The organism is Aeromonas sanarellii (assembly GCF_000820085.1).
Taxonomy (GTDB): Bacteria; Pseudomonadota; Gammaproteobacteria; order Enterobacterales; family Aeromonadaceae; genus Aeromonas; species Aeromonas sanarellii.
In genome coordinates, this window is the sequence record NZ_CDBN01000050.1 from 112,809 (window position 1) to 133,261 (window position 20,453).

Sequence of the window (20,453 nt, forward strand, 5' to 3'; positions counted from 1 at the left end):
CAATGCGAGGATATGTCATGAAGCTGAGTCGACGCGACTTTATGAAGGCCAATGCGGTGGCGGCAGCCGCTGCCGTGGCCGGTGTCAGTGCCCCCACCCTGGCGGCGAACCTGATCACCAGTACTGACAAGACAGCCATCACCTGGGACAAGGCACCGTGCCGCTTCTGCGGGACCGGCTGCTCCGTGCTGGTGGGCTCCCAGGGAGGCCGTGTCGTCGCGACCCAGGGCGATCCCGATGCGCCGGTGAACCGCGGCCTCAACTGCATCAAGGGCTACTTTCTGTCCAAGATCATGTATGGCGAGGATCGCCTGACCCAGCCCATGCTGCGCATGACCAACGGCAAGTTTGACAAGAACGGCGACTTCGCCCCCATCAGCTGGGATCAGGCCTTCGACATCATGGCCGAGAAGTTCAAGGCGACCCTGAAAGAGAAGGGCCCGACCGCCGTCGGCATGTTCGGCTCCGGCCAGTGGACCGTCTGGGAAGGCTATGCCGCCGCCAAGCTGATGAAGGCGGGCCTGCGCTCCAACAACCTGGACCCCAACGCCCGTCACTGCATGGCCTCCGCCGTGGTCGGCTTCATGCGCACCTTCGGCATGGACGAACCTATGGGCTGCTACGACGACATCGAGCAGGCCGACGCCTTCGTGCTCTGGGGCTCCAACATGGCCGAGATGCACCCCATCCTCTGGTCACGCATCTCCGATCGCCGTTTGTCCCACCAAGATGTGCAGGTGCACGTGCTCTCCACCTTCGAGCACCGCAGCTTCGAGCTGGCGGACAACGGCATGGTGTTCACCCCGCAGACCGATCTCGCGATCCTCAACTACATCGCCAACTACATTATCCAGAACGACAAGGTGAACTGGGAGTTCGTCAACAAGCATACCCAGTTCCGCAAGGGGACCACGGACATCGGCTACGGCCTGCGTCCCACCAACCCGCTGCAGCAGAAGGCCAAGAACCCGGACAACGGCGACTCCACCCCCATGAGCTTCGACGACTTCGCGAAATTCGTGGCGGATTACGATCTGGAGTCCGTCTCCAAGCTCTCCGGCGTGCCCAAGGACAAGCTCGAGAAGCTGGCCCAGCTCTATGCCGACCCGAGCAAGAAGGTGGTCTCCTACTGGACCATGGGGTTCAACCAGCACACCCGCGGCGTCTGGGCGAACAACCTCTGCTACAACATCCACCTGCTGACCGGCAAGATCTCCCAGCCGGGCTCCGGTCCCTTCTCCCTGACCGGCCAGCCCTCCGCCTGCGGCACCGCCCGTGAGGTGGGCACCTTCGCCCACCGCCTGCCCGCCGACATGGTGGTGACGGATCCCAAACACCGCGCCATCGCCGAGAAGATCTGGAAGCTGCCGGAAGGCACCATCCCCGAGCAGGTGGGCTACCACGCCGTGCTGCAGAACCGCATGCTCAAAGACGGCAAGCTCAACGCCTACTGGGTGATGTGCAACAACAACATGCAGGCCGGCCCGAACATGAACGAGGAGGGGCTGCCCGGCTATCGCAACCCGGCCAACTTCATCGTGGTGTCCGACCCTTACCCGACCGTCACTGCCCAGGCGGCCGACCTCATCCTGCCCACCGCCATGTGGGTGGAAAAAGAGGGGGCTTACGGCAACGCCGAGCGCCGCACCCAGTTCTGGCACCAGCAGGTCAAGGCACCGGAAGGAGCCAAGTCCGACCTGTGGCAGCTGATGGAGTTCTCCAAGCGCTTCACCGTGGAAGAGGTGTGGCCAGCCGAGCTGATTGCCAAGATGCCGGAAGTGAAGGGCAAGACCCTGTTCGAGGTGCTCTACGCCAACGGCCAGGTCGACCAGTTCCCGAAAGCGCAGAGCAAGGGCGCGCTCAACGACGAGGCCGAGCACTTCGGCTTCTACGTCCAGAAGGGGCTGTTCGAGGAGTACGCCACCTTCGGTCGCGGCCACGGCCACGATCTGGCACCCTTCGATCAGTACCACGAGGCCCGCGGCCTGCGCTGGCCCGTGGTGGACGGCAAGGAGACCCTGTGGCGCTATCGCGAAGGGTTCGACCCCTATGTGAAGGCGGGCGAAGGGGTGCGTTTCTACGGCAAACCCGACGGCAAGGCGGTAATCTTCGCGCTGCCCTACGAGCCTGCCGCCGAGTCGCCGGACAAGGAGTATGATCTCTGGCTCTCCACCGGCCGCGTGCTGGAGCACTGGCACACCGGCACCATGACCCGCCGGGTGCCCGAGCTCTATCGCGCCTTCCCTGATGCGGTGCTCTTCATGCACCCGGAAGATGCCAAGGCCCGTGGCGTGCGCCGTGGCGAAGAGGTGATCGTCGCCTCCCGCCGTGGCGAGGTGAAGACCCGGGTCGAGACCCGCGGTCGCAACCGTCCGCCCAAGGGGCTGGTGTTCATGCCCTTCTTCGACGCGAGCCAGCTGGTCAACAAGCTGACCCTGGACGCGACGGATCCGCTCTCCAAGGAGACGGATTACAAGAAGTGCGCCGTCAAGGTCATGAAGGCCTAAGGCGGGGCCGGGGGGATGAGTCGCAGCCGTCGCCAGTTCCTGGCCGACCTCGCCAAGGGGGCCTGCAGCGTGGGCCTCCTCGGGGCGGGTCTGGGCACGGTGGCGCGTCAGCAGGCCCAGGCGGTGCCCGCCCAGGCTCTGCGCCCGCCGGCGGCCCTCGACGAAGCGGATTTCCTCGGCGCCTGCGTGCGCTGCGGGCTCTGCGTCGAAGCTTGCCCTTATGACACCCTCAAGCTCGCCCGGCTGCTGACCCCCGTGACCACGGGCACCCCCTATTTCGAGGCGCGCGCCGTCCCCTGCGAGATGTGTGACGACATCCCCTGCGTGGCAGCCTGCCCGAGCGGAGCCCTGGATCAGGGGATGACGGACATCGATCAGGCGCGGATGGGGGTGGCGGTGCTCATCGATCACGAGACCTGCCTCAACTACCTGGGGCTGCGCTGCGACGTCTGCTACCGGGTCTGCCCGCTCATCGACAAGGCGATCTCGCTCGAACTGGTACGCAACCCGCGCACCGGCAAGCACGCCATGTTCCTGCCCACGGTGCACAGCGAGGCCTGCACCGGCTGCGGCAAGTGCGAGCACGCCTGTGTGCTGGAGGAGGCGGCCATCAAGGTGGTGCCTCGCGGGCTCGCCAAGGGGGAGCTGGGCCATCACTACCGGCTCGGCTGGGAAGAGAAGGCCAAGGCGGGCAAGTCCCTCATCGGTGAGCGCCTGACCCTGCCGACCCGCAAACCGGAGGGGCTATGAGTCGTTATCCAGGGGCCGAAGCCCGGGCGCGGCTGGGCTGGTGGCGGTCGCATCGCTTCCTGCTGCTGCGCCGGCTCTGCCAGTTCGGCGTGCTCTCGCTCTTCCTGCTGGGACCGCTGGCGGGCATCTGGATCCTCAAGGGCAACCTCTCCAGCTCGCAGTTGCTGGAGACGGTGCCCCTCACGGATCCCCTGACCCTGCTGCAGTCGGTGGCGGCGGGCCATTGGCCCATCCCCACCCTGTGGCTCGGGGCCGGGTTGGTACTCGCGGGTTACTGGCTGGTGGGGGGGCGGGTGTTCTGCTCCTGGGTCTGCCCGGTCAACCTGGTCACGGATGCCGCCGCCTGGGTTCGGGCCCGGCTCGGTCTCAAGGGCAACGGCCAGTTCAACCGCCACACCCGCTACTGGCTGCTGGCCATGGTGCTGGTGGCCCCGGCCATCACAGGCGTGCTGGTGTGGGAGCTGGTCAACCCGGTGTCGCTCAGCCTGCGCGGCCTGCTGTTCGGCATGGGGGCGGGCTGGGGTCTGCTGGCGGCCCTGTTCCTGTTCGACCTCTTCGTGGTGGAGCGGGGCTGGTGTGGTCATCTCTGTCCGGTGGGGGCCTTCTATGCCCTGGTCAACCGGGTGGGGTTCGTCAAGATTGCAGCCAATGGGCGCGAGCGGTGCAGCAACTGCATGGATTGTTATGCGGTCTGCCCGGAGCGTCCCATACTGCGCGGCCCGGTTCACGGGGCCAAACGCGGTCACGGGCCCTTGATTGCGGCTCAGGAGTGCACCAACTGCGGCCGTTGCATCGATGTCTGCGCGGAGCAAGTTTTCGAAATCACTACAGGTTTTGCCGTCAAGGCAGAGAAAACGTCGGAGAACAAATAATGAAGAAGCTGATTGGAGCAATGCTGGCCTGCCTGATGGCGGGTTCCTTGATGGCGGCCGTCCCCGAGATCACCAACAGCACGGGGGGGATCAAGTCGGAGCGGGGGAGCACGGATCTGGTGACCGAGGCCGATGCGGCCCCGCTCAAGAACTACCGCAAGGACGGCGACATCTATGATCGCCAGTACATGCATCAGCCCCCGCTGATCCCCCATGACACCCGCAACTACGAGGTGGACAACAAGGTCAACAAGTGCCTGGCCTGCCACAGCTTCAAGAACGCCAGCAAGATGAAGGCGCCCAAGATAAGCCCCACTCACTTCGAGACCCGCGACGGTCAGACCCTGGGTGAAGTCTCTCCCCGCCGCTACTTCTGCCTGCAGTGCCACGTGCCGCAGGCGGACGCCAAGCCGCTGGTGGAGAACACCTTCAAACCGGTCGAAGCACTGAACTAAGGAGTTTACCGATGACATCACTCAGCCTTGTCCCCAGTGTCTGGACCACCTTCAACACACCAGTGAACGAAGCACTGAACTGAGGAGCCATAGATGAAATTACCCGGCTTTGTCCAGCGTCTGTGGACCACCTTCAAGTCACCGTCCAAGGCGGCTCTCTGGGTCATCCTGCTGATGGGCTTCTTCGGCGGCGTCATCTTCTGGGGTGGTTTCAACACTGCCATGGAGGCGTCCAACACCGAGGCCTTCTGCACCGGTTGTCACGAGATGAAGGACAACGTGTTCGTGGAGTACCGCGACACCATCCACTATGCCAACCGCTCCGGCGTGCGGGCCAGCTGCCCGGATTGCCACGTGCCCCACGAGTGGACCTACAAGATCATCCGCAAGGTGCAGGCCTCCAAGGAGCTGTGGGGCATGATCACCGGCAAGGTGGACACTCGCGAGAAGTTTGAATCCCACCGCCGCGAGATGGCGGAGCGGGAGTGGAAGCGGATGAAGGACACGGATTCGCGCGAGTGCCGCAACTGTCACAACTTCGAGTACATGGACTTCTCCCTGCAAGGGCGGCGAGCAGCCCAGATGCACTCCACCAACCTGGCAAGCGGTCAGAGCACCTGCATCGACTGCCACAAGGGGATTGCGCACCAACTGCCTGACATGAAAGGCGTGCCAGGCTTCTGATACCCAGGCCACCGGATCCCGCCGATCCGGTGGCCTGTGATTTTCACCCCCTCTGCCAGACAACTTTTGATAGAATCCCGCCCGGTAGCGTGTCGTCCTGCATCCTCGACCAGGCCAGGCGGCGCCTTCATCCCATCCTCTCGTGGTCAATGATTGACAGGAATTGCCCCATGGCCCCCAAACACAGCGAATTCATCCCTCTCAAGATCGCCGTACTGACGGTCTCAGACAGCCGCAGCGCCGCCGACGACAGCTCGGGGGACTACCTGGTGTCCGCCCTGACCGAGAGCGGCCATATGCTGGCCGACCGGGCACTCTGCCCCGACAACCTGTTTCGCATCCGGGCCCAGGTGAGCGACTGGATCGCCGATGAAGGGGTACAGGTGGTGCTCATCAACGGTGGCACCGGCTTCAACGAGCAGAACCGGGTGCCCGAGGCGGTCGGCGTGCTGTTCGAGCGCACCGTGCAGGGTTTTGGCGAGATGTTCCGCCAGCTCTCGTTTGCCGAGATCAAGGGCTCGGCCATGCAGAGCCGCGCGCTGGCGGGGCTCGCCAATCGCACCCTGATCTGCTGCCTGCCTGGCTCGACCGGCGCCTGCCGCCTCGGGTGGGAGCAGCTGATCCGGGATCAGCTCGACGCCCGCACCAGGCCGTGCAACTTCGTCGCCCATCTGTGAGGGGCAGCCATGAACCCGACCGATCCCAGGCAGACTCAACCCAACCTGACTCATCTCAACCAGAGCGGTGAAGCCCACATGGTGGATGTCACCGACAAGCAGGTGAGCGAACGGGAGGCCCGCGCCGAGGCCTTCGTGCGCATGGCGCCCGACACCCTGGCGCTCATCCTGAGTGGCCGGCACCACAAGGGCGACGTCTTCGCCACCGCCCGCATCGCCGGCATCATGGCGGCCAAGAAGACCGCCGATCTCATCCCCCTCTGCCACCCCCTGGCCCTGACCCGGGTGGAGGTAGAGATCCAGGCCCAGCCCGAGCACAATAGGATCCACATTCGCACCCTGTGCAAGCTCTCCGGCAAGACGGGGGTGGAGATGGAGGCGCTGACCGCGGCGTCGGTGGCGGCGCTGACCATCTACGACATGTGCAAGGCGGTGCAAAAGGACATGGTGATCGAGCAGGTCCGGCTGGTGGAGAAGAAGGGCGGCAAGTCCGGTCATTTCCAGCTGGATGCAAATGCAGGAGAGAACGCATGATCAAGGTACTGTTTTTTGCGCAAGTCAGGGAGCTGGTCGGCTGCGACGAGCTGAGCCTGTGCTGCGAGTACGCCAGTGCGGACGAGCTTCGCCACGCCTTGAGCGAGCGCGGTGACAAGTGGGCCCTGGCGCTGGAAGCGGGCAAGCTGCTGGTGGCGGTGAACCAGACCCTGGTGCCCCTCGATACCCCCCTCAAGGACGGGGACGAGGTGGCCTTCTTCCCGCCGGTGACCGGAGGTTAAGGATGAGCAAGATAACGACCGTGGATCGCACCACTGAGTTGTGCGGCGGCGACGAAGTGGCCTTCTTCCCGCTCCTTCCAGTGACGACCGGAGGCTGACATGAGCGAGGCAACCATGACCGATCGCATTCTGGTGCAGCGGGCGGACTTTTCGCTGGCCGAGGAGTACGGGCGTCTCGCCACCCGCCCCGACAGCGGCGCCATTGTCACCTTCTTGGGCAAGGTGCGCGACTTCAATCAGGGGGAGCACGTGAAGGGGCTGGCCCTCGAGCACTACCCCGGCATGACCGAGAAGGCGCTGGCCGCCATCGTGCAGGAGGCGCGAGCGCGCTGGCCGCTGCAGGAGTGCACCCTGATCCACCGTATCGGCGAGCTGCTGCTCGGGGATCAGATCGTGCTGGTGGCGGTGAGCAGCGCCCACCGCGAGGCGGCCTTCGAGGCCTGCCACTTCATCATGGATTTTTTGAAGACCCGGGCGCCGTTCTGGAAAAAAGAGCTGACCGCCGACGGGGTACAACGCTGGGTCGAGGCCAAAGCGAGCGACGACGCCGCCACCGCCCGCTGGCAACAAGGGGTGTGAATCCGCCGGGCCCCCCGCGACAGGGCTGCAAACCGGCACAGGTTTCAACAGGAGTAAGGGAATGAAGAAGCTGTTATCCGTGGTGTTGCTGAGTGCTTGCGCCACCGCCGTGCAGGCCGACGAGGTCAAGGTGGCCGTGGCGGCCAACTTCAAGGGCACCATGGAGCGCATCGGCAAGGCGTTCACCGCCAAGACCGGCCACGGCGTCGTCATCAGCTCGGCAGCCACCGGCGTGCTCTATACCCAGATCAGCCACGGTGCCCCCTTCGATCTCTTCCTCTCCGCCGACGTGGCGACCCCTCAGAAACTGGAAGCCGAAGGCAAGGGGAGCGAGCGTTTCACCTACGCCATCGGCCAACTGGGCCTGTGGCAGAAGGGGGGACCGGCCCCCGACGAGGCAAGCCTGCGCCACTGGGAGGGGGAGCTGGCCATCGCGAACCCCAAGACTGCCCCCTATGGCGCCGCCGCCATGGCGACCCTGGAACACCTCAAGATCGATCCCAGGCAGTACCGTCTGCTGACCGGCACCAACATCGGCCAGACTTGGCAGTTCGTCGACACCGGCAATGCGAAGCTCGGCTTCGTCGCCTGGGCCAACCTGGTGGAGGCGGGCAAGACAGGCGAAGCCTGGGTGGTGCCGAGCCAGTTCCATCCAGCCATCGAGCAGCAGGGCCTGGTCCTGAAGAAAGGGGAGGCGGTGGACGCCCTGGTGGCCTGGCTCAAGGGGCCTGGGCAGGCGCAGATCAAGGCCGCGGGTTATGCCCTGCCGCAGTGATGGCCCGTGTGCTGAGAGGCCTCCTATGCCTGTCAGTCGGTATCCGGGAGGCGGGCGATGAGTGAGGGGGATCTGCTGGCGATCTGGCTCACCCTGAAGCTGGCCGCCAGCACCACCGGCATCCTGCTGCTGCTGTCGCCACCGCTCGCCTGGTGGCTGTCTCGCAGCCAGCACCGACTGCGTCCCGTGGTGGAGGCCCTGGTGGCGCTCCCCCTGGTGCTGCCGCCGACCGTGCTCGGCTTCTACCTGCTGATCGCGTTCTCCCCCGAATACGGCATCGGCGCCTGGTGGCGGCAGACCTTCGGGACCCCGCTCGCCTTCAGCTTCCTCGGCCTGCTCATCGCCTCCGTCATCTACTCGCTCCCCTTCGTGGTGCAGCCCCTCACCTCCGCCTTCGTCAACATGGGCAGCAAGGAGATCGAGGCCGCCGCCACCCTGGGGCTGGGGCCCATCGAGCGCTTCTTTCGCATCATCCTGCCGATGACGCTGCCCAGCTTCGTGATGGCGGCGGCCCTGGGTTTTGCCCACACCTTGGGGGAGTTCGGCGTGGTGCTGATGATAGGGGGCAACATCCCTGGCGAGACCCAGGTGCTCTCCATCGCCCTTTTTGATCACGTGGAGACGATGGACTATCGCAGCGCCCACCTGCTGGCGGGCGGCCTGATGGGCTTCTCCCTGGTGATGCTGGTGCTGGTCTACGGCGTGCTGCAGCGCCGGCAACGGAGGCTGTTCGGATGACGCTGGAGATCTCCGTTCGTCGCTCCTTCGGCCCCTTCACCCTGGCGTGCGAGCTGTCGCTGCCCCCCTGCCGCATCCTCGGTCTGTTCGGCCCCTCTGGCTGTGGCAAGAGCACCCTGCTGCGCATCCTCGCCGGGCTGGATCGGGCCTCCTCGGACGCCCTGTACTGGCAGGGACGCGAGCTCGCGGCCCTGCAACCCGAGGCGCGCCGCATCGGGCTGGTGTTTCAGGACGCCCGCCTCTTCCCCCATCTGAGCGTGCTCGGCAACCTGCAACTGGCGGCCAGCAAGGGCAGGGGGCGCTGGCAACCGGAGGCGCTGGCGATGCGGCTCGGCTTTGCCGAGCTGCTGGAGCAGCCCGCTCATGGCCTCTCCGGCGGTCAGCGTCAGCGGGTGGCCCTGGGCCGCGCCCTGCTGGCGGAGCCCGATCTGCTGCTGCTGGACGAGCCCTTCTCGGCGCTGGACAGGCGCAGCCGCATCCATCAGGCCCACGTGCTCAAGGGGTTGCAGCAGGAGAGCGGCATCCCCATGATCTTCGTCAGCCATGCCATGGAGGAGGTGAGCCTGCTCTGCGATCGGCTGGTGCTGCTGGCGGATGGCCGGGTGGAGGCCCAGGGCTCCCCCGAAGAGATCTTCGCCCGCACCGACCTGTCGCTCGCCAGTCGCGACGACGTCGGGGTCATGCTCTCGGCGACCCTGGCCCACTATGACGAGTGCGAACAGATGGCGACCCTGCGGCTCGGGGAGCAGATCCTGATGGTGACCATGGAGCATGCCCCCGACGAGGCGGGCCCCCTGCAGATCAAGGTGGCGGCGCGGGACCTGGTGATCGCCACGGCGCCCATCGAGCACTCCAGCCTCTCCAACTGCCTGGAGACCCGGCTGCTGGGGGCGCGGGAGGTGCGGCCGGGGCAAACCCTGTTGCAGTTGGCCCTGGGGCAGCAGATACTGCTGGCCCGGATCACCAGCCGATCCGCCAGGCGCCTGGATCTGGCGCCCGGGCAGCGGCTCTATGCCTACGTCAAGGCAGTGAGCCTGGTGGGGGAAGGCTGAGGCCGATACGGGCAGGCGGCTATCGAAAGAAAAGGGAGAGGACGGGTGCGTCGCAACCAGGTAATGAAATCCCATGGATTGGCCCTGCGCAGCGCGGGGGAGGGGCCCCTGCTGGTGCTGCTGCACGGGCTGGGCTCCTCCAGTCTCGACTGGCAGGCCCAGATAGAGCACTTCAGCGAGCACTACCGGGTGGTGGCGCTGGACTTGCGTGGTCACGGCCAGAGCCTGCAGGAGGGGCCCTTCGACGTGCCCACCCTGGCGGCGGACGTGGCCCGCTGGCTCGACGAGCAGGCCGAGCCCGCCTGGGTGGTGGGGCTCTCCTTGGGGGCCATGGTGGCGCTGGAGCTGACGCTGCGACTGCCGCACAAGGTGCAGGGGCTGGTGCTGGTCAACGGCTTCAGCGAATTCCTGCTGGAGACCCCCAAGGAGCAGGAGCGCTACGCCATGCGCCTCAAGTGGCTGCGCTGGTTCGGCATGCGGCCGCTCGCCTGGTGGCTGGGGCGGGAACTCTTTCCCGGTCCCGAGCTCGCCCAGGTGCGCCACACCTTCCGGCTGCGCTTCGTGCGTAACAAGAAGAAAACCTACAAGGCGCTGCTGGAGGCGCTGCCCGGCTGGTCGGTGCGCGCCCGTCTCGGCACCATCTGGCAGCCGGTGGCCATCGTCTCCACCAGCCACGACTATCTGCCCTTGGCGCGGCGGGTGGAGCAGTTCGCCTCCCTGCCCAACGCCAGCATCCACACTCCCGAGGGCCATCACGCCTGGCCGGCGGAAGATCCCGCCGGGTTCAATCATTTGTTGCAACGGATCCTCTTTACCCATTGAGGCCGCAGCGAATGCAAAAAAGCCGAACCCCGGGGTTCGGCTTTTTTGTGGGTGCACTTTGCCACTCAGGGCTTGGAGCAGACCGGGCAGTCGGGGCGTTTGGGGAGCTTCATCTCCCGGAAACCGCCCTGGAGGCCGTCGATCATCAGCAGGCGGCCGCTGTAGCTCTTGCCCATGCCGGCCAGCAGCTTGATGGCTTCGAGGGCCTGCAGGCTGCCCACCAGCCCCACCACGGGAGCCAGCACCCCGGCCTCGACGCAGGTGAGCGCCTGATCGCCAAACAGGGCGCTCAGGCAGGCGTAGCAGGGTTCATCCTCCTGCCAGGTGAAGCTGCACAGCTGCCCCTCCAGCCGGATGGCGGCGCCGGACACCAGGGGCACCCGGTGCGCGCGGGCACGCCGGTTGAGCAGGTTGCGGATGGCGACGTTGTCGGTGCAGTCGAGCACCAGCTGGTGGCCGGGCAGCAGGGCGTCGAGCAGCGCCTCGTCGGCGACGGCGGCGTGGGTCTCGACCCTGAGCCAGGGATTGAGGGCCCGCAGCGTCTTGGCGGCGGAGTCCACCTTGTACATGCCGATGCGCTCGTCGCTGTGCAGCACCTGGCGCTGCAGATTGGAGAGCTCCACCCGATCGAAATCCACCAGGGTGAGGTGGCCGACCCCGGCCACCGCCAGATATTGGCTGGCGGCGCAGCCCAGGCCCCCGGCGCCTATCACCAGCACGCTGGCCTGCTTGAGCGCCTCCTGCCCCTCGAAGTCGAAGGATTTCAGGATGATCTGGCGGTTGTAGCGCAGCAGCTCGGCATCCGAGAGGATCTCGCTCACAGCAGCAGCCCCGCGAAGGGTTCGACAGTGACGGTTTCTCCCGCCGCTACCTTGCCCCGTTCCTGCTCGAGGACGATGTAGCAGTTGGCCCGGGACAGGGAACTGAAGACCCCGGAGTCCTGGGAGCCGGTGCTGCGCACCTCGAAGCCGTGCGGGCCCTGGCTCAGAATGCCGCGCTGGAAGTCCAGGCGCCCCGGGCTCTTCTTGAGCGGCTCGGTGGCGGTGGCCTTGAGAGGGAGCGGGCGCTCGAACTGCTGGCCGGCCAGCCTGGCCAGCGCCGGCTGCACCAGTTGATCGAAGGTGACCATGGCGGAGACCGGGTTGCCCGGCAGGCCGAAGAACCAGGCATGGGGCAGGCGGCCAAAGGCAAAGGGCTTGCCCGGCTTGATGGCGAGCTTCCAGAAGCCGATTTCGCCGAGCTCCTCGAGCAGCTGCTTGGTGAAGTCCGCCTCGCCCACCGAGACACCGCCCGTGGTGATCAGGGCGTCGGCCTCGCGGTCGGCCTGAATGAAGGCGGCGCGCAGGGCGGCCGGATCGTCCGGGATGATGCCAAGGTCCAGGCAGTCTATGCCCATGCGGCTCAGCATGGCCTTGACCCCGTAACGGTTGGAGTCGTATATGTCCCCATGCCGGAGCGGGGTACCCAGGGGCTTGAGCTCGTCCCCCGTGCTGAAGATGGCCACCTTCAGGGGGCGGCGCACCGAGACGCTGGCGATGCCGAGGGACGCCAGCAGCGGCAGCTCCCGGGGGCTCAGGCGCAGGCCGCTGGCGAGCACTCTGGCCCCCTGCGCCAGGTCCTCGCCGCGGCGGCGGATATTCTGGCCAGGCAGGGGATGAGTCAGAAAAGTGATCCCGTTGTCGTTCGCCTGCGTTTCTTCCTGCATGACCACCGCCTCCGTGCCCGCGGGCACCGGGGCCCCGGTCATGATGCGGATGCAGTGGCCGGCAGGCCATTCCCCCTCATAGGGCTGGCCCGCGAAGGCCTTGCCCGCCACGGGAAGCGGCGCCCCGGCGGCGAGATCCGCCAGGCGCACCGCATAGCCGTCCATGGCGGCGTTGTCGAAGGGGGGCACCGACAGGGGGGAACTGATCTCCTCGGCCAGGATCCGATCCAGCGCCTGGGGCAGGGGCAACCGCTCCGTCTCGCAGCAGCAGCTGAGTTGTTCCAGCATCCCTTGCAGGGCCTTGTTCAAGGGGAGGAGTGCACCGGTATCGAATCCCATCATCATGACCTCTCTGGTGTGTAGGGGGCGGATTATCCCAAAAATCCGCCCGAATGGGCAGGCCGAAGGTGCGGGAATGGGGGCAGGCCCCCCGGGTGTGGGGCGGCAGTCCCCTCGCACCACCAGGTGGGGGCGGGTCCGGGTTCAGCGTATGTCCCCGAACGGGGAGGTGGATAGAGAGCAAAACGGGGCGGTTTGACATAAAGTCGGGTGCCGGACTTGAGTTAGCCGGAATTATGACAATAATCGCCCTGTAAGATTGCGCCGCGGCACCATGTCGCAGGCCAGCACAGTCCCTGAGCGTGGGAGAGAAACAAGATGACGAGCTTAAGCCAGGAAGCCCTGTTGGTCAGGGCGGCGCTCGAGGCCCAGGGCCTCGAGACACCTCTGGTGGCCAATGCATTGAACGGCCAGCAGAAGAAGGAAAAAATCGAAGGTCATATGCGCGCCATCATGGAGACGCTGGGGCTGGATCTGGCCGACGACAGTCTGGCCGAGACGCCGCACCGCATCGCCAAGATGTACGTGAACGAGATCTTCTCCGGCCTCGACTATGCCACCTTCCCCAAGGTGACGGTGATCGAGAACAAGATGAAGGTGGACGAGATGATCATGGTGCGGGACATCAGCCTCACCAGCACCTGCGAACACCACTTCGTCACCATAGACGGCTTTGCCCACGTGGCCTACATCCCCCGCGGCAAGGTGATTGGCCTGTCGAAGATCAACCGCATCGTGCAGTTCTTCGCCCGCCGTCCCCAGGTGCAGGAGCGGCTCACCCAGCAGATCCTGCTGGCGCTGCAGACCCTGCTCGGCACCCAGGATGTGGCCATCAGCATCAAGGCGACCCATTTTTGCGTGAAGGCCCGTGGCGTGATGGACTCCACCTCCTACACCACCACCACCTCCCTGGGCGGCGTCTTCAAGACCCAGCCCGATACCCGCGCCGAGTTTCTCGGCGGCCTGAAGGGTTAGCAACAGGGGGCATGCTCCGGTATGCCCCTCCTGCCCGTTTTTTTCTGAAAAAATCCTAAAGCCCGGGCAATGCCAGCCGATATGGCTCTCCGTGTCGCCAGATGGCCGGTCTTTCAGTGCCGTGCGGCGCCCTCATCCCACGGTGCAACAGCGGTGCCAGCGTATGGCGTTGCCCTGGTGTACACCGACACGGATGAGACCCTATGTACTGCTAAGGATGGCGGTGATGGTGCTCGCGCCCTTGGGCCGACGCCGACCAATGCCCCTTGTTTTCCCCATGCAGGACATGCCATGAACACCATGACGATAGGCAAGAAACTTACCGCCGGCTTTGCCGTCCTCGGCCTGATGATGGCCTTTATCGGCGGGGCCTCGCTGTTTGAATTCAGCAAGATGAACCGGGCCGCCATCGGCTTCACCGACAGCATCCTGCCCGCGGTCGTGCACACCAGCACCCTGGGCGAGACCATCAATGCCCTGCGCCGCTACGAGCTGGATGTCTTCCTGGTGGCGGACGATCCCCAGCAGAAGGCCCGCTATCGCGACGAGAGCGAGAAGAGCCTGCGGGACGCCGCGCAGCAGATAGCGGCCCACGATGCCACCATCTGGGAGGAAGATCTGGAGGAGCGGCGCACCTTCGACATCGTCAAGGCGGACTGGGAGAAGTACGTCGCCCTGCACCAGCGCATCCGTCAGATGCAGGACGCAGGCCAGATGGCCGAGGCCCAGCACCTCTTCATGGCCGAGGGGGTGACCCTCTACACCAACCTGAGCAAGTCGGTGGGGGATCTCATCCGCATCAATCACGGCTACTCCGTCAGTTCCCGTGCCGAGGTGGTCGCCGCCTTCGACAGCGCCAAGCTGAGCGTCACCCTGGCCCTGATCATCGGCCTGGTGCTGGTGATCGCCCTCTCCGTGGTACTGACCCGCCAGATCCGCGACCCGCTCATCATGCTGGCCCGCCAGGCCCAGCGCATCGCGAGCGGCGATCTCGGCAAGGGGGAGCTGCAGGAGTGGATCCGTGGCAACCGCTTCAACCGCGACGAGCTGGGTCAGCTGGGCTCGGCCATCGACCGGATGCAGGAGGCGCTGGCTAGCCTGGTGAGCGAGATCGCGGGCTCGGTGAGCCAGCTCAGCAGCGCGGTGGAGGAGGTTAGCGCCATCTCCGAGCAGTCCGCCAAGGGCATGGCCAGCCAGCAGAGCGAGGTCTCCCAGGTGGCCACCGCCATGAACGAGATGCAGTCCACCGTCAATGAGGTGGCCCGCAACACCACGGACGCCATGGGCGCGGCCAAGCAGGCTTCTCGCACCTCGGCCCAGGGCAACGAGGTGGTGCGTGGCGCCATCGGGAGCATAGAGCAGGTCTCCCGCCAGATAGAGCAGGCGGGGGCCGTGGTGCAGCAACTGGAGACCGACAGCGCCAGCATCAGCATGGTGCTTGACGTCATTCGCGGCATCGCCGAGCAGACCAATCTGCTGGCCCTCAACGCGGCCATCGAGGCGGCCCGGGCTGGCGAGCAGGGGCGCGGTTTTGCGGTCGTCGCGGACGAGGTGCGCAGTCTGGCCCAGCGTACCCAGGCGTCCACCGCCGAGATCAGCAAGATGATCGAGGTGCTGCAGGAGCGCACCGCCGAGGCGGGCAACGCCATGCAGCTGAGCCGCCAGCAGATGCAGGAGAGCGTCGAGCTGGCCCGGGAGGCGGGGGGCAGCATCGACAGCATCAACGGTGCCGTCACCCAGATCACCGACATGAACACCCTGATCGCCACCGCCACCGAGCAGCAGAATGCGGTCACCGAGGAGCTCAACCGCAGCATCGTCAATATCCATGCCGCCGCCGACGAGAACGCCCTGGGGGCACAGCAGACCGCCCAGGCCTGCGTCGAGCTGAGCAAGCTGGCCACCTCGCTGCACCATATGACCCAGCGTTTTACCCTGTAAGCCTTGTTCGGCAGATAGCAGAAGGCCCCGCCAATTGGCGGGGCCTTGTCGTTTCTGGCTGGTTTGTTGATCGTAGGGTCGATTAGTGCAGCGTAATCGGCCGGCGCCAGACTGTTTATCCGATCATTTAGCTCAATCCGACTATCTCACCGTCGTCGTCGATATCGATATGACGGTAGGCTGGCAGGCTGCCCAGGCCCGGCATGGTCATGACGGGGCCCGCCAGGGCATAGACGAAGCCGGCGCCGGCGCAGAGCCGCACCTCCTCGACGGGCACCTCGAAGTCCGTCGGCACGCCCTTGAGGGCGGGGTCATGGCTCAGGGACAGCGGCGTCTTGGCCACGCAGACCGGCAGGTGATCCCAGCCATCGGCCGAGAGACTGGCCAGCTGCCGGCGCGCCTTGTCCGACAGTTGCACGCCGCGCCCGCCGTAACCGCACTCCACCAGGGTGGCGAGCTTGGCGGCGAGGCTCGCCTCGTCGGGGTAGAGCAGCCTGACCTCACTCGGCTGCTCGCAGGCCGCCACCACGGCGCGGGCCAGATCCGCGGCGCCCGCCCCTCCTTGGGTGAACGCCTGGGAGAGGGCGACGTCGCAGGCCCCGGCGCGGCGCGCCTCCTCTGCCAGCAGGGCCAGCTCGGCGTCGCTGTCGGCGGGGAAGCGGTTGATGGCCACCACCACGGGCACCCCGTAGCGGCGGGCGTTCTGGATATGCCAGGCGAGGTTGGCACAGCCCGCTTTCAGGGTGGGCAGATCTTCCCCCTGCAGGCTGGCTGGCAGCGGCTGGCCCGGGCGGATGTCGAGCAGGCCGCTGTTGGCCTTGAGGCCGCGCACCGTGGCCACCAGCACCACGCAGGCGGGGGCGAGGCCGGACTGGCGATACTTGATGTTGAAGAACTTCTCCAGCCCCATGTCGGAGCCGAACCCCGCCTCGGTCACCACATAGTCGGCCAGGCCCAGGGCCATGCGATCGGCGATGACGGAGGAGTTGCCGTGGGCGATGTTGGCAAAGGGGCCGGCGTGGACCAGCACCGGGGTCTGCTCCGTGGTCTGCATCAGGGTGGGCTTGAGGGCGTCTTTGAGCAGCACCGTCATGGCCCCCGCCACTTCCAGCTGCTCGGCGGTCACGGGTTGGCCGCGAAGGTCGAGGGCGAGCTGGATGCGGCCGATGCGCGCGCGCAAGTCCTTGAGATCGCTCGCCAGGGCCAGAATGGCCATCAGCTCGGAGGCGGCGGTGATGACGAAGCGATCGGGGCGCTCGACACCGTCGGCGACGCCCCCCTGACCGAGGGTGAGGTGGCGCAGGGCCCTGTCATTCATGTCCAGGGCGCGCGGCCAGAGGATGTTGGCCGGGTCGATATCCAGGCGCGCCAGCCCGGTGTTGGGGGTGAACGCCTCCCCGAGTTTCTGCTCGTGGAACAGGCGGGCATCGAGGGCGGCGGCGGCCAGGTTGTGGGCGGCGGTGAGGGCGTGAAAATCCCCGGTGAGGTGGAGGTTCATCTCCTCCATCGGCACCACCTGGGCCATGCCACCCCCGGCGGCTCCTCCCTTGACCCCGAACACGGGGCCGAGGCTCGGCTGGCGTATGGTGGCGATGCCGGACTGGCCGATGTGGTTGAGCCCCATGGAGAGCCCGATCGTGGTGACCGTCTTGCCCTCCCCGAGGGGGGTCGGGGTGATGGCGCTCACCAGCACCAGTTTGCCGGGCTCGCGGGCGGGGGCGTGATGGAGCAGCGCGAGGTCGAGTTTGCCCTTGTAACGGCCGTGGGGGTGGAGATGGGCGGCCGCTATGCCGAGCTGTGCTGCCACCTCGGCGATGGGTAGGCGGGGGGACTGGCGGGAGATCTCGATATCGCTTAGCATCAGCACCTCGTTGGCATGTCGGGTCAAATATGCGGCGAAGTCTAGAGGAATCAACAGGGTAATCCAATGAGCAATACTATTTTATCCGGCAGTCGTGAGCCCCATCAAAGCCCCATCCTGCTGGATCTCAACGCCCTCTATCACCCGCCCAAACGGCCGCTCACTGCCCTTGGCATCGTCAGCGCCTTCATCCCGCTGTTCGGCTACGGCTGGCAGGCGATGACCCAGGATCCCGAGACCCACTTTCGCCACGAGCTCGGCAAGCGCATCAACAGGCACAGGAGCGACGAGGCGAACCTCGCCCTGATGATGCAGTTGGCGGCCATGCTCGACTGCCACTGCCTGCACATCACCCTGCCCTATGCGCTGGGAGAGGCCGAGCTCGCCGCCTTGCGCCAGCGCCTGCCACGCTGGCAGATGAGCCAGCAGGATCACCTGCTGGTGGCCGAGCTGATGCCCACTCCCTGAGCCCGGGCTCAGGTCTCCCTGTCCCAGTAGTGGGGCGCCAGGTAGCGCTCCTGCACGAACTCGATGAAGCAGCGCACCTTGGCCGACACGAAACGGCGGTGCGGATAGAGGGCGTAGAGCCCCACCTGCCCCTTCTCCCACTCCGGCAGCAGGGGCACCAGCGCCCCCGAGCGCAGTGCGTCGCCGACGATGAAGGTGGGCTGCAATATGATGCCCTGGTGGTCGCAGGCGGCCCGGGTCAGGGCCACCCCGTTGTTGGCGCGAAGGGGCCCCTGGGGGCGAATGCTCTGTTGCTCCCCATCCCGTTTGAAGACCCAGTCCGGCTGGGTCAGGGTGTAGATGAGGCAGTCGTGCTGCTTGAGATCCTCCGGGGTCCTGGGGGTGCCCCGGCGGGCCAGGTAGTCGGGGCTGGCGCACACCACCATCTTCATCATGGCGAGCGGCTTGGCCACCAGGGAGGAGTCCGGCAGGTTGCCGATGCGCAGCGCCAGATCGAACCCCTCCTCCACCAGGGCCACCCGCCGGTCGCTGTACTCTATCTCCAGCTTGAGCTCGGGGAAGCGCTCACGAAACAGCGGCAGGGCGGGGGAGAGGTGCAGGTAGCCGAAGTCCATGGGCACCGACAGCTTGAGGGTGCCCTGGGGCTGCTGGTTGTTGTGGGTGAGCTGGCTGTGGGTCTCCTCGAGCTCCGCCAGCAGGACCAGGGAGCGCTGATAGTAGAACTGGCCCGCCTCTGTGGGGTTGACCTGGCGGGTGGTGCGCGACAGCAGCCGGGTCGACAGCGACTCCTCGAGCTGCTGCATCAGCTTGGACGTCATGGCGACCGAGATCCCGAGCTGGTGGGCGGCCTTGGTAAAGCTCTGGCACTCCACCACCTTGATGAAGGTGCGCATGGCGGCTATCTGATCCATATTCCACTCTCAGTTGATAATTATTTTAATAAATCGATGATTATCTATTGCTACGAGGAGGTTAGCATTTTGGACACAGATGTGAACCCCCAATGAAGGAACGATCGGAATGAAAATGACCAAGGCCCTGCTGGCCTCCTGCCTGTTTATGGCGGCTCCCCTGATGGCGGCCGATTACGATGTCGACGCGGCCCACACCACAGTCCAGTTCAAGGTGGGCCACCTCGGCTTCTCCGAGCTGGTCGGCCGGTTCAACACCTTCAGCGGCACCTTCAGCATGGACGACGCCAACCCGGCGGCGGCCAAGGCGAGCTTCGAGATCGACGCCGCCAGCGTGGACTCCAACCACGAGGCCCGCGACAAGCACCTGCGCAGCCCCGACTTCCTGGACGTGAAGCAGTATCCCAAGATGACCTTCGTCAGCACCGGCTATGAAGGCACCAAGGAGAAGGGCGTGCTCAAGGGCACCCTGACCCTGCACGGCGTCGCCAAGGAAGTGGCCTTCGATCTGGTCCACATCGGCGAAGGCAAGGATCCCTGGGGTGGCTACCGCAGCGGCTTCAACGCCACCACCACCATCAAGCGCAGCGACTTTGGCGTGAACTACATGGTGCCGAACATCCCGGACGAGATGAACATCAGCCTGTTCGTCGAAGGCGTGCGCAAGTAATGGGCGCAGCGCTCTTGCTACAAACCCTGGCGGCCCCCTTGGGGGCCGCTTTGTTGTCGTGGCGCTGGCCGCGGCTGGGGTATCCGGGGGGCGCCCTGGCGCTCTGGCTGGTGGGCTGCCTGCTGGGCGGTGCCTATGGCCTGCCGGTCAAGGCGTGGCAGTGGCTGCCGCTGTGCCTGCTGGTGCCCGCCCTGGCACAACAGGTCGGCAAGGGGGTCGCCCTGGTGCTGTTCGCCCTGCTCGGCGCCCTGGTGTGGTGGCAGGGGCTGGCCTCGGTGCTCGCCACAGAGCCGCGCATCTGGCTGGCCCTGCTGCCCGCCGTCGCCTGGTACGGCTGGACGGGCTGGCGCGGTGACAGCGAGGAGGGGATCGGCTTCGCCCTCGCCTTCATCTGGCTGGCGCTGGTCATCGGCATCGACGGCAGCCTGCTGATCGCCCAGCTGGCGGGCGCCCTGGCCGCCTTCGCCGGGTTCCGTGCCCTGCTCGGCGCCTTTGCGGGGATCAAGGTGGCCCCGGCCGCCCTGGGGGTGGCGCTCGCCTTCGTGCAGATGCTGGCCTGGCAATACGTGGAGGTGCCGCTGCTGGTGCTGCTGCCGGTCTGGTTGCTGCCACTCCTTGAGTGGATCCTGCGCAAGCGCCCCGGACTGTCCCGCTGGGGTCTGTTGATCCTGGTGGCGGTGATCGGTGCCGGCGTGAGTCTGTGGTGGGTGTGGCCCCAGGCGTCACTTTACTGATTTCTGCATGAAAAACAGGCTATTACCTTAGAAATTGATGGGCTTGTCAAAGTCTGCACAGATAAAGATTGAGACCCATGGTGCTTTCGGATAAAAAGGATTTTCAATTATCTGGACACACACAGAACCCGGCTATGCCGGGTTCTGTTTGCCTGCTTTCTC

The 20,453-nt window shown here is 65.8% G+C and carries 22 protein-coding genes; 18 read left to right on the forward strand and 4 right to left on the reverse strand.

All coding sequences use genetic code 11. The features are described 5' to 3' along the window. Window positions 1-17: 17 nt before the first annotated feature. The 13 genes from napA (at window position 18) to BN1132_RS10685 (ending at window position 10,687) form a co-directional block, all read left to right on the forward strand. Window positions 18-2,507, forward strand: coding sequence for a nitrate reductase catalytic subunit NapA (napA, locus tag BN1132_RS10625; RefSeq protein WP_042077403.1), 2,490 nt, complete (start codon window positions 18-20; stop codon window positions 2,505-2,507). 15 nt (window positions 2,508-2,522) lie between these two features. Further along, a complete protein-coding gene (gene napG / locus BN1132_RS10630; protein ID WP_042077405.1) occupies window positions 2,523-3,257 on the forward strand; it encodes a ferredoxin-type protein NapG in 735 nt (244 codons plus the stop codon). Next, window positions 3,254-4,129: a quinol dehydrogenase ferredoxin subunit NapH gene (napH, locus tag BN1132_RS10635; protein ID WP_042077407.1), complete on the forward strand. Its 876-nt coding sequence runs from the start codon at window positions 3,254-3,256 to the stop codon at window positions 4,127-4,129. The genes napG and napH overlap by 4 nt, the downstream gene beginning before the upstream one ends. Further along, complete coding sequence (locus BN1132_RS10640) at window positions 4,129-4,584, forward strand: nitrate reductase cytochrome c-type subunit (RefSeq protein WP_042077409.1); 456 nt, start codon at window positions 4,129-4,131, stop codon at window positions 4,582-4,584. Before napH ends, BN1132_RS10640 begins: the two co-directional genes overlap by 1 nt. A gap of 93 nt (window positions 4,585-4,677) precedes the next feature. Beyond that, window positions 4,678-5,268 carry a cytochrome c3 family protein gene (locus BN1132_RS10645; RefSeq protein ID WP_042077411.1) on the forward strand — a complete coding sequence of 197 codons (591 nt, stop codon included), beginning with the start codon at window positions 4,678-4,680 and terminating at the stop codon, window positions 5,266-5,268. A gap of 170 nt (window positions 5,269-5,438) precedes the next feature. Continuing rightward, the gene (gene moaB / locus BN1132_RS10650) at window positions 5,439-5,945 is read left to right on the forward strand and encodes a molybdenum cofactor biosynthesis protein B (protein ID WP_042077413.1); all 507 of its coding nucleotides are present in this window, start codon (window positions 5,439-5,441) and stop codon (window positions 5,943-5,945) included. A 9-nt stretch (window positions 5,946-5,954) separates the two neighbouring features. Next, window positions 5,955-6,479, forward strand: a complete 525-nt coding sequence (gene moaC / locus BN1132_RS10655; protein ID WP_042077415.1) for a cyclic pyranopterin monophosphate synthase MoaC — start codon at window positions 5,955-5,957, stop codon at window positions 6,477-6,479. After that, window positions 6,476-6,721 carry a molybdopterin synthase sulfur carrier subunit gene (gene moaD / locus BN1132_RS10660; RefSeq protein ID WP_042077417.1) on the forward strand — a complete coding sequence of 82 codons (246 nt, stop codon included), beginning with the start codon at window positions 6,476-6,478 and terminating at the stop codon, window positions 6,719-6,721. The genes moaC and moaD overlap by 4 nt, the downstream gene beginning before the upstream one ends. A gap of 99 nt (window positions 6,722-6,820) precedes the next feature. Then, window positions 6,821-7,300, forward strand: a complete 480-nt coding sequence (moaE, locus tag BN1132_RS10665; protein WP_042077419.1) for a molybdopterin synthase catalytic subunit MoaE — start codon at window positions 6,821-6,823, stop codon at window positions 7,298-7,300. 61 nt (window positions 7,301-7,361) lie between these two features. Continuing rightward, entirely contained in the window at window positions 7,362-8,075 is a 714-nt protein-coding gene (gene modA, locus BN1132_RS10670; RefSeq protein WP_042077421.1) for a molybdate ABC transporter substrate-binding protein, read from the forward strand. Window positions 8,076-8,132: 57 nt separating this feature from the next. Continuing rightward, window positions 8,133-8,813: a molybdate ABC transporter permease subunit gene (gene modB / locus BN1132_RS10675; protein ID WP_042077423.1), complete on the forward strand. Its 681-nt coding sequence runs from the start codon at window positions 8,133-8,135 to the stop codon at window positions 8,811-8,813. After that, window positions 8,810-9,865 (forward strand): molybdenum ABC transporter ATP-binding protein, encoded by a 1,056-nt coding sequence (gene modC / locus BN1132_RS10680; protein ID WP_042077425.1) that lies wholly within the window; start codon window positions 8,810-8,812, stop codon window positions 9,863-9,865. The genes modB and modC overlap by 4 nt, the downstream gene beginning before the upstream one ends. A 45-nt stretch (window positions 9,866-9,910) precedes the next feature. Then, window positions 9,911-10,687, forward strand: a complete 777-nt coding sequence (locus BN1132_RS10685) for an alpha/beta fold hydrolase (RefSeq protein WP_042077427.1) — start codon at window positions 9,911-9,913, stop codon at window positions 10,685-10,687. Window positions 10,688-10,752: 65 nt separating this feature from the next. Here the strand turns inward: BN1132_RS10685 and moeB are convergent, their stop codons facing one another. After that, window positions 10,753-11,508, reverse strand: coding sequence for a molybdopterin-synthase adenylyltransferase MoeB (gene moeB / locus BN1132_RS10690; protein ID WP_042077429.1), 756 nt, complete (start codon window positions 11,506-11,508; stop codon window positions 10,753-10,755). Next, window positions 11,505-12,731, reverse strand: coding sequence for a molybdopterin molybdotransferase MoeA (gene moeA, locus BN1132_RS10695; protein ID WP_042077460.1), 1,227 nt, complete (start codon window positions 12,729-12,731; stop codon window positions 11,505-11,507). Before moeA ends, moeB begins: the two co-directional genes overlap by 4 nt. 318 nt (window positions 12,732-13,049) lie before the next feature. Here moeA and folE point away from each other — a divergent pair, with 318 nt between their 5' ends. Continuing rightward, the gene (folE, locus tag BN1132_RS10700; protein WP_042077431.1) at window positions 13,050-13,706 is read left to right on the forward strand and encodes a GTP cyclohydrolase I FolE; all 657 of its coding nucleotides are present in this window, start codon (window positions 13,050-13,052) and stop codon (window positions 13,704-13,706) included. A gap of 291 nt (window positions 13,707-13,997) precedes the next feature. Then, window positions 13,998-15,647 carry a methyl-accepting chemotaxis protein gene (locus BN1132_RS10705; RefSeq protein WP_042077433.1) on the forward strand — a complete coding sequence of 550 codons (1,650 nt, stop codon included), beginning with the start codon at window positions 13,998-14,000 and terminating at the stop codon, window positions 15,645-15,647. A 127-nt stretch (window positions 15,648-15,774) separates the two neighbouring features. Here BN1132_RS10705 and BN1132_RS10710 read toward each other — a convergent pair whose 3' ends face one another. Then, window positions 15,775-17,508, reverse strand: coding sequence for a formate--tetrahydrofolate ligase (locus BN1132_RS10710; RefSeq protein WP_042077462.1), 1,734 nt, complete (start codon window positions 17,506-17,508; stop codon window positions 15,775-15,777). A gap of 66 nt (window positions 17,509-17,574) precedes the next feature. Between BN1132_RS10710 and BN1132_RS10715 the strand changes: the two genes are divergently transcribed. Further along, window positions 17,575-17,976, forward strand: coding sequence for a hypothetical protein (locus tag BN1132_RS10715; RefSeq protein WP_042077435.1), 402 nt, complete (start codon window positions 17,575-17,577; stop codon window positions 17,974-17,976). A gap of 8 nt (window positions 17,977-17,984) precedes the next feature. On the opposite strand, the gene BN1132_RS10720 is transcribed toward BN1132_RS10715, so the two are convergent. Further along, the gene (locus tag BN1132_RS10720; RefSeq protein WP_042077437.1) at window positions 17,985-18,887 is read right to left on the reverse strand and encodes a LysR family transcriptional regulator; all 903 of its coding nucleotides are present in this window, start codon (window positions 18,885-18,887) and stop codon (window positions 17,985-17,987) included. Between the two features lie 109 nt (window positions 18,888-18,996). Between BN1132_RS10720 and BN1132_RS10725 the strand changes: the two genes are divergently transcribed. Beyond that, on the forward strand, window positions 18,997-19,557 hold the full coding sequence (locus BN1132_RS10725) for a YceI family protein (protein WP_042077439.1): 561 nt from the start codon (window positions 18,997-18,999) through the stop codon (window positions 19,555-19,557). Continuing rightward, window positions 19,557-20,291, forward strand: coding sequence for a hypothetical protein (locus BN1132_RS10730; RefSeq protein WP_042077440.1), 735 nt, complete (start codon window positions 19,557-19,559; stop codon window positions 20,289-20,291). Before BN1132_RS10725 ends, BN1132_RS10730 begins: the two co-directional genes overlap by 1 nt. Window positions 20,292-20,453: the final 162 nt, after the last annotated feature.